Raw genomic sequence first — 15,549 nt, 5'->3', positions numbered from 1 at the left:
CATCCCGCGTCTGTGAGGCGGCATTCTACAGCTTTCGGCCGTCCTGTCACGGCTTAATTGCGTAAAGCTTCTTTTTCTTCAAGCGCTTAGCGAAACGTTGATGCCTGACGCCGTCTTCCCGGCCGGAAGTTGCCGGCACTGGGGCGCTTCCGGAGCGGGCTTGTGATGATAACGAGCGATCCGCAACATCCCCCACAGCATCGCGAAGGCCGCGGCGCCCCAGCCGATGATGATTAATAGGATTACCAGTGCCGGTGTGATCATTGTTGGATTCCTTTCTAACCTGACAATCAACTGCTCTCTGTCAAGTGGGACCCCAGCCCTGGGCTAACGGTTCCGCTTGCCATTGGTCGGCCACCTGGATCGACGGGTGCACGGCTGGAGCGTCCAGCTGCCTAAAGACTGTCGCAAACTCTGTAAAGGAGGAGGTATGCGGACTTATCTGCTGATCGCGCTTGGATCCGTGGCTGGGCTCTTCGCGATGACAGGCGCTGCTGCCGAGCCAATTGATCCTGCAGTTTCCAATGGCACTCAGTTGACGCAGAACACTGGCGCGGCCGATCGCACCTTGGGCAATAGCTCCATGGGCCTTGGCGAGGGGATCAAACGACTACCCGAACGCCCCGACGAGGATCGCGACGAAGGCGGGGACCAGCGGACGCATAAGACCTATGACGAATCGGGTCATGGCGACAACGACACTGATATGGAGCATCGCCCGCGTCGGACCCTGAATGATCGAAACGACGATTGATCGAATCGATAGAAGCGGAGGAGCACGTAATGAACAGAATCCTGTTGATGGGCGCCGGCCTGATGTTTGCCTCTGGCGTTACGTTGGCTGATGCTGATGGCGACCTGACCAACCCGTCCACCACCGGAACCGAGGCGATGGAACAACCATCCTCAGAAATCCGGGATGCGGGGCTGGGCGAGCCGGGCAACGTGAATGACCGACCCGGGGAAGACGGGGCCGAGGCTGGAGTCGGCACGATGGGTACCGGAACCACCGGAACCACCGGCGGTATGGGTGCAACAACCGGAACCGACACCATCGAAAACCGCGAAGACGAGACGGAACAGTAGCCTTCCAGAAGGCATGCGCGGAACGTTCCTAAGCGCGCCATGGCTCCGTACAATGCGGCCTTTTTCCGATGGGCCGATCTGATGCAAATTGCCTTGGCGCCGATGGAAGGGCTGGTGGATGAGATCCTTCGCGACGTCCTGACCGGAATCGGCGGAGTCGATTGGTGCGTGACTGAGTTTATTCGCGTCTCGGATCGATTGCTGCCGGCGTCCAGCTTCCACAAGCTCGCGCCGGAGCTCGATAGCGGCGCCGTGACCCGAGCCGGCACGCCGCTGCGTGTCCAATTGCTGGGCTCTGATCCGCTTTGCCTGGCCGACAATGCCGCCTTCGCCTGTACGCTCGGTGCGCCCGCCATCGACCTCAACTTCGGTTGCCCGGCCAAAACTGTCAATAAGTCGCGTGGTGGTGCTGTGCTGCTCAAGGAGCCCGAGCTGCTGCACTCGATTCTGCGGGAAGTGCGCAAGGCGGTACCCGCGCATATTCCGGTTACGGCCAAAATGCGGTTGGGTTTTGACAGTCCAGATGGCGCGCTCGACTGTGCCCGCGCATTGGTCGACGGCGGCGCCGAGCAGCTGGTGGTGCATGCTCGGACCAAGGTGGATGGCTACAAGCCCCCCGCGCACTGGGAGTGGATCGCCAAAGTTCAGGAAGTGGTCACGATACCCGTGTTTGCCAATGGCGATATCTGGTCGCTGGAAGACTGGCGTCGCTGCCGCGAGGTCAGTGGTGTCGAGGACATCATGTTGGGTCGCGGATTGGTCTGCCGGCCGGACCTGGCCCGTCAGATCAGTGCAGCGAAAAGCGGTGCAGCCGTCGAGCCGATGAGCTGGGAAGAGTTGCAGCCGTTGCTCGCCGATTTCTGGCTACAGGCGCGCCGCAAGATTTCCCCGCGCTATGCTCCGGGCCGCCTCAAACAGTGGCTGTCCATGCTCACCCGCAGCTACCCGCAAGCGGTTTCGCTCTTCGCCCTGTTACGGCGGGAGAACGATTGCGAGCGACTCGACGCACTGTTGGGTATCGACAGCAAGGCGCCGGGTTTCGACGCGGCCATCTAGCGCCCGCCACTAACGTCCAACAGAGCGCCGCTGATGTAACTGGCCTTTTCGCTGGCGAGCCAGAGAATCGCTTCAGCCACTTCTTCGGCCTCACCACCACGGCCCATGGGCACGCTGACCTTGACGCGTTCAACGCGCCCGGGCTCACCCCCGCTGGCGTGGATCTCCGTGCGGATCACCCCAGGCCGCACGGCGTTGACCCGAATACTTTCGGCGGCCACCTCCTTGGCCAGGCCAAGGGTCATGCTGTCGATCGCGCCTTTGGCGGCTGCGTAATCGATGTATTCGTTGGGCGCGCCGAGTTTCGCTGCGATCGACGAGACGTTGATGATGGCTCCGCCGTCTCCGCCGTAGCGGGTCGACATGCGTTTTACTGCCTCACGCGCGCAGAGAAAACTGCCGGTCACATTGACTGCGAACACCCGCGCCAGCCGCGCCGCATTCATTTCGTCCAGGCGCATCTGGGGCTCCAACATGCCGGCATTATTGACCAGCACGTCGAGCCTGCCGAACTCGTCATCGATCGCGGCGAACAGGCTCGCGACTTGCGCCTCGTCAGCAACGTCGGCGGCGATCGCGATGGCTCGGGTGCCGTTACGTTGAAGCTCTTCGAGCAGTTGCTGTGCGGCGTCCTGGCGGTGGTGGTAATTCAGACACAGCGCATAGCCTTCGCTCGCTGCAAGCCTGGCAGTGGCGGCGCCTATCCCTCGGCTGGCACCCGTGATTAGCATGACTCTGGACATAGAAAACTCCGACGAACGGTCTTGAAAATCTACGGGCGGTTCCTATTTAGGGCATCACAGGATGCCAAATTCGGGTCCTGGATGAACCACTCGCTGATATCAGGAGATAGCAAGATGACTAGTTTTTCGATGGCTCCACTGTTTCGCCAGTCCATTGGCTTCGATCGTTTCAATGACCTGTTCGAGTCGGCTCTGCGCAACGATGCGAGCAGCTCATTTCCACCTTACAACGTGGAAAAGCACGGCGATGATCAGTACCGCATCATCGTAGCAGCCGCCGGTTTCCAGGAATCTGATCTGGACTTACAGGTTGAACGTGGCGTACTGACCATCAGTGGCGGCAAGCGCGAGAACGGCGGTGACGATGTCACCTACCTGCACCAGGGCATCGCCCAGCGGGCCTTCAAGCTCTCGTTCCGCCTCGCCGACCATATAGAGGTCAAAGGCGCGGCGCTCAACAACGGCCTGTTGAGTATCGCACTCGAACGCGTCGTGCCGGAGGAGGCCAAGCCTAAGCGCATCCCGATCAACGGTGAGCACCTGGCGCTGGAAAAGGCCTGATCTGGCAAGTGAGGGCGTCGTAAAGCGCCCTCCGGCTGATGACGAACCCCGCTACCCGGCGGGGTTTCGTTTTTCAGGTTCAGTCATTGCCGAGCGGTCGTCTGTATGGCGTCTCAGGAGGTGAGTGAACTCGGCCAACGGCAGCGGACGGCTGAATAAATAGCCCTGATACAAATGGCATCCCTGCAGTTGCAACAGATCGAGCTGCGCCTGTTGCTCGACACCTTCGGCGATCACTTCCAATCCGAGGCTCCGGGCCATTGCAACGATTGCGCGAATGATCTCGGCGTCATTGGGGTCCTCCAGCGCGTCTCGAACGAAGGACTGATCGATCTTCAGTAGATTTACCGGCAGGCGCTTCAGATAGGTGAGCGAGGAGTAGCCAGTGCCGAAATCGTCCATCGCAAAGCTCACCCCGTGTCGGCAGAGGCGTCGCATCTTGGCAATCGTGTCGTCCAGGTTCTGAATCACGATGCCTTCGGTGATTTCAAGCTTGATCATCTTGTATGGAAACCCGGCGGCCTTCAGCGCCTCGAGGGTGCGTTCGACAAATTCGTTCTGACGGAATTGGCGCGGGCTGATGTTGACGCAGAGGCTGAAAGTGTCGGGATGCACAAGCCCGCCGGCTAACAGCGAAGCCCCGATTCGGCAGGCTTCCTTTATCACCCAGTCGCCGACTTCGACGATCAGGCCGCTTTCTTCCAGCACATCGATGAACTGGGCAGGCGAACGCACGCCATGTTCCGGGTGCTGCCAACGCAGGAGGGCCTCGGCGCCAATCACTGCACCTGAGCGCGCATCTACCTGGGGTTGCAAATGCAGTTCCAACTCGTTGCGTTGCAACGCCAGGCGCAGTTCGCTCTCCAGCATCAGACGCGCGCTAGCGGCCTCCTGCATCGTCGTACGAAACAGCTGGATGGCGTTGCGTCCGGCGTCCTTGGCCCGGTACAGCGCGATGTCGGCCCGCTTCAGTAGATCGGCCGGGGTGTCGCCGTGGTCCGGCATCAAGGCAATGCCGATGCTTGGGGTGACCTGCAGCCGGTTGCCCTCGAACACCATGGGCTCGGCGAGCAGGGTACGCAGCTTTTCAGCGACCTGACGAACATGGCGCTTCACCTCCGAGCGCTTGCCGCTCAGCCCGGTCAACAGCACGACGAACTCATCGCCACCGAGGCGGGCGACGGTGTCCTCTTGGCGGGTGCTGGCTTCGAGGCGGGCGGTGATCATCTTCAACACGGCATCGCCGACGGGATGCCCGAGCGAGTCATTGATGTGCTTGAAGTGGTCAAGATCGAGAAACAGCAAGGCGCCACGCAAATCGTGACGTTTGTGTAGCGCGGTCTGCTGGGTCAAACGATCCATCAGCAGTGCACGGTTGGGCAGGTTGGTCAGTGGGTCGTGATAGGCCAGGTGTTGAATCTGCGCGTGAGCAGCCTTCAGCTGGCTGATATCTCGTGCTGACAACAGCAGGCAATCAACGTTGTTGAGTTCAATCGGCTCGACCGATACTTCGATGTGCTTGGGTCTGCCATAACGATCCTGGCCAACCATCTCCCAGTTGGCTACCCGACCGTCGCGCTCCAACAGTGCGAGCAGTTCCTGACGTTGGGCGCCAGGCCAGACGCCCAGCTCGGCGGAAGTCCGACCGATGGCCTCCTCTGGACGGTAGCCGGAGAGGCGGTGGAAACCCTCGTTGACCTCGATGAAACGCCCCGTGCTGCGCTCGCTGATGATGATGGCGTCGGGGCTGGAGTGAAACGCTGTCGCGAACTTGGCTTCGCTGACCTTCAGCGCCGCCTCGGCCTGCTGGCGCTTGGTGATGTCGCGAAAGGTCGTGACGATGCACAGCCGCCGATCGATTCGGATGAAACGGCTTGAGACCACGCAGGTGACGTACTGACCGCTCTTGGTGCGAAACTGCGCCTCGGCGTTCTCCAGGCGCTGATCGCGAGTCAGCTGCTGGTAGAGCGCCTGTCGCTGTGCCTCATCGCGCCAGATTCCCACTTCGGGGGCTGAGCGACCTACGATCTCACTGCTCTGCCAGCCGAACACGGCGCTGAAGCTCGGGTTGATGTCGATGAACATGCCGTCGCGGATGCGCGAGAGCGAGATGGGATCAGGGCTGCCCTGGAACAAGGCGGAGAACTTGGCTTCGGATGCGGCAAGGTGTTGTTCGCGAAGGACCCGCTCGGTGGCGTCGATGATAATGCCGGCCATCCGCAGCGGCGCGCCGTGTTCATCACGGTACAGTTTGGCGGTGCTTTCCAGATGCCGTGCCGTGCCGTTCGGATGTTCCGCCTGGTAGGTAGCCTGATATGTCTGGCGCCGCCCGGCGAGCAGGTCGCTGTAGGCGTCGCGCATGGTCTGCCGGTTGTCGGCCGCGACGCTGCGGAAAAATTCGCGAAACGACCCGTCAAAGGGCCCGTCGACGATGCCATGCAATTCAGAAGCCCGAGCCGAGGCATAGAGTCGGTCGCCGGGGATATGCCACTCCCAGTGGCCCAGCTCTGCCGATGCCAGCGCCAGTTCCAGGCGCTCTTGGCTGTCTTCGAGGGCTTGGGCCTGGACATGCTGATCGGTGATGTCGCGAATGATGCCCACCAGCATCGAGGGCTTGGTGCCGCTGTTCTGTTGTTGGCCTTCAATCTCCAGCCAGCGCTCGCTCGAGTCCGGCCAGCGTACCCGGTGGCGAAAGCGTAAACGCGACTCGCGGCCCTTGAACGCGGAGCGGACGATGGCCTCGATCAGGGGGCGGTCTTCCGCCGCGATGAGGCTCAGGTAAAAATTCTCGGTAATTTCGACGAGTGGTTCCGTGAGTCCGAAAAGCCTGCCGGTGCCGAGGGACCAATGCACGATGCCGCGTTGAAGGTCCCAGGACCAGACGCCGAGCCCTGCATCGTCGAGTACCGACAGCAGGCGGGCGGCATCCTGCCAGGGCGTCGCTGCTTCGTTTGCGCTGGCGTTGTGTCGCGGCTCAGGAGGCAGCATGAACGGCCTCGATCGGGTGGATCAAGAAAGCGCGGTTTGGTCGATGACAGACGATGCTCATGGAATTCGGATGACCTTGTTGTTATGTCCCGAACTTATCCGTTGCTAATGGCAAAGTGCAAGTGCGGTTAGTCGGCATCCAACAATGACATGAAGGCCTTGGCCGCATTCGATAGGGTGCGCTCGGTATGCGTGATGTAGCCGAGCTGCCTTGATAGCTGGATTCCCGGCAGGGGCAAGCGCACCACCTGTTCGTCGAGCATGGTGCGGGGCAGCACGCTCCAGGCGATGCCAATGGATACCATCATTTTGATCGTCTCCATGTAATTGGTGCTCATCGTGATGTTCGGCGTAAGGCCCTCGCGCTCGAACAGCCGATGAGCGATATGGTGGGTGAAGGTGTTGCCGCCCGGGAATACCGCGGGATAATCGGCAATGTCCGCCAGGCTGATACTGGCTTTTTGCGCCAATGGATGTTCGGGCGCCACGACGAAGTCCAGCGGATCGTCCCAAACCTTCTTGGCACGCACCGGCGCCGCCGTTTGTGGCGCCAGGGTGATCACCGCGAGCTCGGCGCGGCCATGCAGAATTTCTTCGTAGGCGATTTCCGAATCAAGAAAGCGGATATCCAGATTCACGTCCGGGTAGGCGCGGGTGAACGCCCTCAGCAATGGCGGCAGGCGATGCAGACCGATGTGGTGGCTGGTTGCCAGGCACAGCCGCCCGCTGACGTCACCGTTGAGGTTGGTCAGCGCACGGCGGGTATCGTCCAGTACATTGAGAATCTGATAGGCGCGAGGAAGCAGTGCTCTGCCTGCCTCGGTCAGCCCGATCTCACGCCCCAGTCGATCGAATAGCCGGACATTCAGCTGTGATTCCAGCGTCGCCAGGCGTTTGCTTACGGCAGGCTGAGTCAGATGCAGGCGCTCGGCAGCCAGCGAAAAGCTGCCCATCTCGGCGATGGCGATAAAGGCGTTGAGGCTGGCGAGGTCCATCAGCTTAGCTCCGGGCGGGTCGGTTTGGCGCATGTTTGCGACGACGTCGGAGCAGCATAGAGCTATTCCAGTATGGAATGCATCGAATGAAAAATATGAATTTGAGTAATTCGACGCTAGCCCATAGGATCAACCCCATAAGCAAAAGGGCCATTGCCCAACGCACTGATGAGGAAACGTCCGATGGCCGGCAAAACGCTCTACGACAAGCTTTGGGAAATGCATGAGGTCAAACGTCGCGATGATGGCTCGTCGCTGATCTATATCGATCGTCATATTCTCCACGAAGTGACCTCGCCACAGGCCTTCGAGGGGCTGCGTCTGGCCGGCCGCAAGCCGTGGCGCATCGACGCCAATATCGCGACCCCGGATCACAACGTGCCGACCACCAAGGCCGAGCGTCAGGGCGGCTTAGAAGCCATCGCCGACGAGGTCTCGCGTATTCAGGTGCAGACGCTGGACGAGAACTGCGATGACTTCGGCATCCTTGAATTCAAGATGAACGACGTACGCCAGGGCATCGTCCATGTCATCGGCCCGGAGCAGGGCGCGACGCTGCCGGGCATGACGGTCGTCTGTGGCGATTCGCACACCTCAACGCACGGCGCATTCGCCGCGCTGGCCCACGGCATTGGTACTTCCGAGGTCGAGCATGTGCTCGCCACCCAGTGCCTGGTCGCCAAAAAAATGAAGAACATGCAGGTGCGCGTCGAGGGCAAGTTGCCCTTCGGCGTGACGGCCAAGGACATCGTCTTGGCAGTGATCGGCAAGATCGGAACCGCTGGCGGCAACGGCCATGCGCTGGAGTTCGCCGGTAGCGCGATCCGCGACCTGTCGATGGAAGGCCGCATGACCATCTGCAACATGTCCATCGAGGCCGGCGCACGCGTGGGTGTGGTGGCAGCCGACGAGAAGACCATTGCCTATGTCGAGGGACGCCCCTATGCACCCAAAGGGGCCGATTGGGAGCGCGCCGTGGTGGCCTGGAAGGACCTGGTCTCCGACGAAGATGCGGTATTCGATACCGTTGTCGAGCTGAAGGCCGAAAACATCAAGCCGCAAGTGAGCTGGGGCACCTCGCCGGAAATGGTCCTGGCAGTCGATCAGAGCGTGCCGGATCCGGCTGCCGAGGCTGACCCAGTCAAGCGCGACTCCATCAGCCGTGCGCTGAAGTACATGGGCCTGCGCGCCAATCAGCCGATCACTGATATTCAGCTCGATCGCGTATTCATCGGCTCATGCACCAACTCGCGCATTGAAGACTTGCGCGCTGCTGCCGAAGTGGCCAAGGGCCGCAAGGTCGCTGCTACGGTCAAACAGGCGATGGTCGTGCCGGGTTCGGGGTTGGTTAAAAAGCAAGCGGAGGCGGAAGGGCTGGACAAGATCTTCCTCGAAGCTGGTTTCGAATGGCGCGAACCGGGTTGCTCCATGTGCCTGGCCATGAATCCGGACAAGCTGGGGAGTGGCGAGCATTGCGCCTCCACGTCCAATCGCAACTTTGAAGGCCGCCAGGGAGCTGGTGGCAGAACGCATCTGGTGAGCCCAGCGATGGCTGCCGCGGCTGCCGTAACCGGCCGTTTCATCGATGTACGTGAACTGATCCAGGCCTGAGGAGACCGACATGAAAGCATTCACCCAGCACACCGGTCTTGTCGCGCCGCTCGATCGCGCCAACGTCGATACCGATCAAATCATTCCGAAGCAGTTTCTCAAGTCGATCAAGCGCACCGGCTTTGGTCAGAACCTGTTCGACGAATGGCGTTATCTGGACGTCGGGCAGCCCAATCAGGACTGCTCGAACCGCCCGGTGAATCAGGAATTCGTGTTGAATTTTCCGCGTTATCAGGGCGCCAGTGTCCTGCTCGCGCGCGAAAACTTCGGGTGCGGCTCCTCCCGTGAGCACGCACCCTGGGCGCTCGAAGAGTATGGCTTCCGCACGATTATCGCGCCGAGCTTTGCTGACATTTTCTACAACAACAGCTTCAAGAACGGCTTGTTGCCCATCGTGCTGGAAGAAGAAGAGGTCGACGAGCTGTTCGAGCAGGCCGAAGCCGCTAAGGGTTATCAGCTCACCGTGGATCTGGCAGCGCAGACCGTAACCCGACCGGATGGAAGGCAGTACAGCTTCGAAGTCGATGCGTTCCGCAAGCATTGCCTGCTCAATGGCTTGGACGATATTGGCCTCACACTGCAGGACACCGATGCCATCAGGGCCTTCGAGGCCCGGCATCAGCAGAGTCAGCCCTGGCTGTTCGGCGCTATTAAGTAAGCGCAAGTCGAACCCATAGGTAGGTGGGCTTCAGCCCACCAGTCACCAAAATACCGCACGGTGGGCTGATGCCCACCCTACGACGCATCACTTTTCAAAGGACAACAAATGTCTAAACAGATTTTGATCCTCCCCGGCGACGGTATCGGCCCTGAGATCATGGCCGAAGCAGTCAAGGTGCTGGAGCTGGCTAATGACAAGTTCCAGCTCGATTTCCAGCTGAGCTATGACGAGCTGGGTGGGGCTGCGGTCGATAAGTACGGCGTGCCGCTGGCCGATGAGACTCTGGAGCGCGCTCGCGCCGCGGATGCCATCCTGCTAGGCGCGGTCGGCGGGCCTAAGTGGGACACGATAGACCCAGCCATCCGCCCCGAGCGCGGTCTGCTGAAGATCCGTTCGCAGCTGGGGCTGTTCGGCAATCTGCGTCCGGCGCTGCTGTATCCACAGCTGGCCGAGGTCTCCAGCCTGAAGCCGGAAATCGTGTCCGGTCTGGATATCCTCATCGTTCGTGAGCTGACCGGCGGTATCTACTTTGGCCAGCCACGCGAGAGCAAGCTGTTGGAGAACGGCGAGCGCATGGCGTACGACACACTGCCCTACAGTGAAAGCGAGATCCGTCGGATTGCCAAAGTCGGTTTCGATATGGCACGGGTCCGCAGTAAGAAGCTTTGCTCAGTGGACAAGGCCAATGTACTGGCATCTAGCCAATTGTGGCGCGCGGTGGTCGAGGAGGTCGGCAAGGATTACCCGGATGTCGAACTCAGCCACATGTACGTCGACAACGCAGCGATGCAGCTGGTACGTGCACCGAAGCAATTCGATGTGATCGTCACTGACAACATGTTTGGCGACATCCTGTCGGATGAGGCTTCCATGTTGACCGGCTCCATCGGCATGCTGCCGTCCGCGTCCCTCGATTCCAACAGCAAGGGTATGTACGAGCCTTGCCATGGGTCGGCTCCGGACATCGCGGGCAAGGGCATCGCCAATCCGCTGGCGACGATCCTCTCGGTTTCGATGATGCTTCGCTACAGCTTCAACCAGATCGCTGCCGCCAATGCGATCGAGCAGGCTGTCAGCAACGTGCTCGACCAAGGGCTGCGCACCGGTGATATCTGGTCCGAAGGCTGTCAAAAAGCCAATACCCAGGCGATGGGCGACGCAGTAGTCGCGGCGCTCTCGAAGTTGTAATCTCTCTGGCCCCGGTGCACCGGCCGTTGATAGAGCTTGCGGGGCGACGGCTAGGCGGAAACGTCGAGTGAGGCGAGGCGTAGCTGGCTAAGCAGCATGCTCTCGCTTTCGAACCCGAAAGCGTATCTTGTTATCGACGGCCTGCCAGGCGGGCCACATATATATAGGTGTAGTTTGTGATGAAACGTGTAGGTCTGATCGGGTGGCGCGGCATGGTTGGTTCCGTCCTCATGCAGCGGATGCTGGAAGAGCGGGATTTCGACCTGATCGAGCCGGTGTTCTTTACCACTTCCAACGTCGGCGGTCAGGGCCCTTCGATAGGCAAGGACATTGCTCCGCTGAAAGATGCCTACAGCATCGATGAACTGAAAACCTTGGACGTGATTCTCACCTGCCAGGGTGGCGATTACACCAGTGAGGTCTTCCCTAAGCTGCGTGAAGCCGGCTGGAAAGGCTACTGGATCGATGCGGCGTCGACGCTGCGCATGGCGGACGATGCCGTCATCGTGCTCGATCCGGTCAATCGCAAGGTCATCGACCACCAGCTGGACGCGGGTATCCGCAACTATATCGGCGGTAACTGTACCGTCAGCCTGATGCTCATGGGCCTCGGCGGTCTCTTCGAGAATGGTTTGGTCGACTGGATGAGCGCCATGACCTACCAGGCTGCCTCCGGTGCCGGTGCGCAGAATATGCGCGAGCTGATCAAGCAGATGGGCAGCATTAATGCGTCGGTTGCCGATGAGCTTGCAGATCCGGCCAGCGCTATCCTGGAAATCGATCGCAAGGTAGCTGAATGCCAGCGCTCCGAAACATTCCCGGTAGATAATTTCGGGGTTCCGCTGGCTGGTAGCCTGATCCCTTACATCGACAAGGAACTGCCGAACGGGCAAAGCCGTGAGGAGTGGAAAGCGCAGGCGGAAACCAACAAAATTCTCGGTCGATTCAAGAGCCCAATTCCGGTCGATGGAATCTGCGTGCGCGTCGGCGCGATGCGTTGCCACAGCCAGGCACTGACCATCAAGCTGAACAAGGACGTGCCCATCTCGGATATCGAAGGCATGATCAGTCAGCACAATCCATGGGTTAAGCTCGTCCCGAATCATCGTGACGCGAGCATGCAGGAGCTGAGTCCGACCTCGGTAACCGGCACCTTGAGTGTTCCGGTGGGCCGACTGCGTAAGCTGAACATGGGCTCGCATTACCTGGGTGCGTTCACTGTGGGTGATCAGCTGCTCTGGGGCGCGGCCGAGCCGTTGCGCCGTATGCTTCGCATCCTTCTGGAGCGATAAATCCGGAAGAAGTCTGGAAGCGCCCCGGCGATGCTGCGGCGCTTTTTTTACGGCCGCCAAAAGGCATTCGGCTTGCAAGGTCACGATGCAGCGAAAGGATCCTCGTTATATCGCGCGACTCGTCGGGTTAAGCCTTAATTGCTCTGCCGGGCGAACGGTTTCGGCTACAGTGTCAGCCTTTCGGTTGCCGACGATTCATCTGCGTTCGATTGTTTATAGGCTCGCGCTTGTCGTGCTGCTATGGCGTCGCGCAATTGCTGGAAAGTGGCGGGACTTCGTTCGCTGCCGACATCGCGCTGGCTTGGCGGGCGAATTTCGACTCTAGTGCTGACTTCGTCTACAGCGAGCCTTTTTTAACGGCAATGATGCCCGAGACTGCTCGACGATCGCATTGGACTTGCCCGAAGCGGTGCGAACGTAATTTGTGGATTGAGTCTGATAACTGCGAAAAGGCGCGGCGGGCAATGCCGCGCGGTCGGGTGAGTTGTTGATAAAACACTATCTGTAAAAGATACTTACTGGAAATTCGAAGAACTATTCTAGCTGACAACGCTGTTTAGGCTTATCGCTGACGGGGGACCGCCACCTGGCGGGCGCAGGCAGTGACTATAAGACCCTCTCGAAGATCCGAGAAAAGTTAAACAAGGGATTACATAATGGTTCGGGTTCGCAATCTGGTGCTGGCAATCGCGGCTGCTACCGCGCTGACTTCCGAAATGGCTTACGCGCTGGGGCTGGGAGAGGTCACGCTGAAATCCGCATTGAATCAACCATTGGTAGCGGAAATCGAACTGCTGGACGCGAAGACACTGGCACCGGGTGAAGTGGTCCCGGTTCTGGCATCCGCGGAAGACTTCAATCGGGCGGGGGTTGATCGCCAGTACTTTCTGACAGACCTCACCTTTACCCCTGTTTTGCGACCTGATGGAAAAAGCGTCATTCGGGTGTCATCGACCAAACCGGTTCGTGAGCCCTATCTGAATTTCCTCATCGAGGTGCTCTGGCCCAGCGGCCGCCTGCTGCGCGAATACACGTTGCTGCTCGATCCGCCGCTCTATTCCCCGCAGATTGCGGCGTCTGTTGCGCCTCAACTGCCGGTTGCGGCCCCGGCTTCTCGTCCTGCCTCGACGCCTCGCCAGACGGCCCGGCCGGCACCGGTGTCATCCGGCGCTTCTGCGCAACAAGGCGAATACAAAGTCACACCCAATGACACGCTCTGGGAGATAGCCGAGCGAGCGCGTCAGGGTGGGGCCGTGCACCAGGCCATGCTGGCGATCCAGGACCTGAATCCGGACGCTTTCATCGGCGGCAATATCAACCGCATGATGAATGGCCAGGTGCTTCGCTTGCCGAACGCCGAACAAATTGGCCGTCGGTCGCAGGCGGAAGCGATTCAGCAGGTCGCACAGCAGAACGCTAGCTGGCGCCAAGCTGCTGGTTCTGCGGCAACGGGTACTCGTCAGCTCGATGCCACCCAGCGTGGTTCGGCCGGGGCGGCGCCCTCTCGTAGCGAATCGGGCGACAATCTCCGCTTGGTCGCGCCGGAAACCGGTGAGTCCACCACCGGTAGCGACACCGGGACTGGAAATGACGCGAACGCGTTGCGTGACAAGCTAGCGGTTACGGAGGAAAGCCTCGATTCCAGCCGTCGCGAGAACGTCGATCTCAAGGATCGTCTAAATGACCTGCAGGGCCAGTTGGACAAGCTGCAGCGCATCATGCAACTGAAGGATGACCAGCTTGCCAAGTTGCAGGCTCAACTTGCGGCAGGGGCAGAAGCGGGTGCAGACACTGGAGCGCCGGTAAGCCCCTCGGACGAAGGGGTTGGCTCAAGCACAGCCGTAGCGCCGGAAGCCATCGAAACCGCACCAGAAACAAGCGTCGATACGGAAGCAACTGCGGCAGAAGCCTCGAAGCCAGCCGCCGAGACGCCCGCAGCTCCCCCAGTCGCAGCGCCGGCCGCTGCTACACAAGAACCTGAGGGCGATAGCTACGTCGACGAAGTGTTGGCCAACCCCGTACTGCTTGGTGTTCTGGGTGGCAGTGCGCTGCTGCTGTTGCTGGTCGGGTTGATGGCTTTGTCTCGCCGCAACGCCATGAAAGAGGCGGAACTACAGGAAAGCCTAATGGCTGACAATGCGCCGGACGCTTTCTACGTGGCGCAACGGGACCTCGAGACATCGAACAGCGAGTCCGTTGATCAAGGCGTTGGGCTGGATGCCGATGGGCATTCGTCCGAGTTGCCTGCCGGTGCTGGCAGCGATCCGCTTGCCGAGGCGGACGTTTATATCGCTTACGGTCGTTTCAATCAGGCCGCCGATCTGCTGCAGAACGCATTGAACGATGAGCCGCAGCGCAGTGATCTGCGTCTGAAACTCATGGAGGTTTACGCCGAGCTCGGTGATCGTGATGGTTTCGCTCGGCAGGAAGCAGAGCTTCGCGAAATTGGCGGTTCCTTGGCTGCTATCGAGCAGACGAAGGCTAGATATCCCGCGATGGCCGTTGCGGCAGGCGCTGGCGCCGCCGCGGCAGCATCGGCAAGTGATGATGATTTCGAGAGTTTCAGCCTGGACGATCTGGAGCTTGAAGAGCCTACCTCTGCTGTCGAGCAAGATAAGGACGATTCCTTTGATCTGAGTCTGGACGATCTGGCGCTGAATGACGCGCTGGCTGACACTGCGCGGCCGCCGGCTGGTGAGGCCGGGTCGGAGCTGGGTGAGTTTAACTTTGATGAGTTCAGTCTCGACGCTGAAGCTCAGGAACAGACCAGTGGTGACTTCTCTTTCGATCTGGATGAGTCGCCTAAGTCGAACGAAGTCTCCCTTGAGGACGAATTGGCCGGCTTCTCGCTCGATCTGGACGATCAGCCGACGACTTCTACCGTGGACGACGAACTGCTGCTGAGTCTTGAAGACGAGCCGTCGAAGCCCGCCGCGATCGATCCGGCTGATGATTTTGACTTCGAGCTCTCCGAGTCGGTGCAGCCGGCTAGCATGCCGGAGGAATTCGACCTGTCGCTGGATGGCGAAGCAAGCGAAGAAGAGGCCTCAGGAAACCTCGCCTCGGAACTGGATGAAGTCGAGGCTGAACTTGACGATCTGTCGCGAGACCTTGAGGAGTCGTCCGATCAGCCGGTAGTGGCACCAGCGGCTGCGATCGAACCTGTAGATTCGTCCTCCGAGGCGCTGGATGATGACTTCGATTTCTTCTCGGATACTGATGAAACCACCACCAAGCTGGATCTCGCTCGCGCCTATATCGATATGGGCGATGCGGAAGGTGCTCGCGATATCCTCGATGAGGTAATGAACGAGGGTAGCGATACTCAACAGCAAGAGGCGCGCGAGATGATCGCCAAACTAGCCTAG

The 15,549-nt window shown here is 59.9% G+C and carries 13 protein-coding genes and 1 pseudogene; 10 read left to right on the top strand and 4 right to left on the bottom strand.

All coding sequences use genetic code 11. The features are described from left to right. Positions 1–78: 78 nt before the first annotated feature. Positions 79–264: a hypothetical protein gene (locus H3028_RS19085; protein ID WP_181298798.1), complete on the bottom strand. Its 186-nt coding sequence runs from the start codon at positions 262–264 to the stop codon at positions 79–81. A 166-nt stretch (positions 265–430) separates the two neighbouring features. On the opposite strand from H3028_RS19085, the gene H3028_RS19080 reads away from it, so the two are divergent. The 3 genes from H3028_RS19080 to H3028_RS19070 all read left to right on the top strand — a co-directional run bounded on the left by H3028_RS19080 (position 431) and on the right by H3028_RS19070 (position 2,142). Further along, positions 431–754 (top strand): hypothetical protein, encoded by a 324-nt coding sequence (locus H3028_RS19080; RefSeq protein ID WP_181298797.1) that lies wholly within the window; start codon positions 431–433, stop codon positions 752–754. A gap of 29 nt (positions 755–783) precedes the next feature. Next, positions 784–1,086 carry a hypothetical protein gene (locus H3028_RS19075; RefSeq protein WP_181298804.1) on the top strand — a complete coding sequence of 101 codons (303 nt, stop codon included), beginning with the start codon at positions 784–786 and terminating at the stop codon, positions 1,084–1,086. An 81-nt stretch (positions 1,087–1,167) separates the two neighbouring features. Beyond that, positions 1,168–2,142 carry a tRNA-dihydrouridine synthase gene (locus tag H3028_RS19070; protein ID WP_181298796.1) on the top strand — a complete coding sequence of 325 codons (975 nt, stop codon included), beginning with the start codon at positions 1,168–1,170 and terminating at the stop codon, positions 2,140–2,142. Here H3028_RS19070 and H3028_RS19065 read toward each other — a convergent pair. Beyond that, the gene (locus tag H3028_RS19065; RefSeq protein ID WP_181298795.1) at positions 2,139–2,885 is read right to left on the bottom strand and encodes an SDR family oxidoreductase; all 747 of its coding nucleotides are present in this window, start codon (positions 2,883–2,885) and stop codon (positions 2,139–2,141) included. The two genes, H3028_RS19070 and H3028_RS19065, sit on opposite strands and share 4 nt — an antisense overlap. Positions 2,886–2,999: 114 nt before the next feature. Here H3028_RS19065 and H3028_RS19060 point away from each other — a divergent pair, with 114 nt between their 5' ends. Beyond that, positions 3,000–3,446, top strand: coding sequence for an Hsp20 family protein (locus H3028_RS19060; RefSeq protein WP_181298794.1), 447 nt, complete (start codon positions 3,000–3,002; stop codon positions 3,444–3,446). 51 nt (positions 3,447–3,497) lie between these two features. On the opposite strand, the gene H3028_RS19055 is transcribed toward H3028_RS19060, so the two are convergent. After that, positions 3,498–6,434 carry a GGDEF domain-containing phosphodiesterase gene (locus H3028_RS19055; protein ID WP_181298793.1) on the bottom strand — a complete coding sequence of 979 codons (2,937 nt, stop codon included), beginning with the start codon at positions 6,432–6,434 and terminating at the stop codon, positions 3,498–3,500. 128 nt (positions 6,435–6,562) lie between these two features. Then, a complete protein-coding gene (locus H3028_RS19050; RefSeq protein WP_181298792.1) occupies positions 6,563–7,429 on the bottom strand; it encodes a LysR family transcriptional regulator in 867 nt (288 codons plus the stop codon). A gap of 183 nt (positions 7,430–7,612) precedes the next feature. Here H3028_RS19050 and leuC point away from each other — a divergent pair, with 183 nt between their 5' ends. The 6 genes and pseudogenes from leuC (at position 7,613) to H3028_RS19025 (ending at position 15,549) form a co-directional block, all read left to right on the top strand. Next, the gene (gene leuC, locus H3028_RS19045; RefSeq protein WP_181298791.1) at positions 7,613–9,040 is read left to right on the top strand and encodes a 3-isopropylmalate dehydratase large subunit; all 1,428 of its coding nucleotides are present in this window, start codon (positions 7,613–7,615) and stop codon (positions 9,038–9,040) included. A 10-nt stretch (positions 9,041–9,050) separates the two neighbouring features. Next, positions 9,051–9,698 carry a 3-isopropylmalate dehydratase small subunit gene (gene leuD, locus H3028_RS19040; protein ID WP_181298790.1) on the top strand — a complete coding sequence of 216 codons (648 nt, stop codon included), beginning with the start codon at positions 9,051–9,053 and terminating at the stop codon, positions 9,696–9,698. A gap of 108 nt (positions 9,699–9,806) precedes the next feature. Beyond that, positions 9,807–10,889 (top strand): 3-isopropylmalate dehydrogenase, encoded by a 1,083-nt coding sequence (leuB, locus tag H3028_RS19035; RefSeq protein WP_181298789.1) that lies wholly within the window; start codon positions 9,807–9,809, stop codon positions 10,887–10,889. A 179-nt stretch (positions 10,890–11,068) separates the two neighbouring features. Beyond that, positions 11,069–12,181, top strand: a complete 1,113-nt coding sequence (gene asd, locus H3028_RS19030) for an aspartate-semialdehyde dehydrogenase (protein WP_181298788.1) — start codon at positions 11,069–11,071, stop codon at positions 12,179–12,181. A gap of 410 nt (positions 12,182–12,591) precedes the next feature. After that, positions 12,592–12,689: pseudogene (locus tag H3028_RS21665) on the top strand (N-acetyl-gamma-glutamyl-phosphate reductase); the annotation flags it as partial. 148 nt (positions 12,690–12,837) lie between these two features. Beyond that, positions 12,838–15,549: a FimV family protein gene (locus H3028_RS19025; protein WP_181298787.1), complete on the top strand. Its 2,712-nt coding sequence runs from the start codon at positions 12,838–12,840 to the stop codon at positions 15,547–15,549.

Source organism: Pseudomonas sp. Q2-TVG4-2, assembly GCF_013620795.1.
In the GTDB taxonomy this organism is placed as follows: Bacteria; Pseudomonadota; Gammaproteobacteria; order Pseudomonadales; family Pseudomonadaceae; genus Stutzerimonas.
This window is presented reverse-complemented; position numbering and strand designations above follow the sequence as displayed.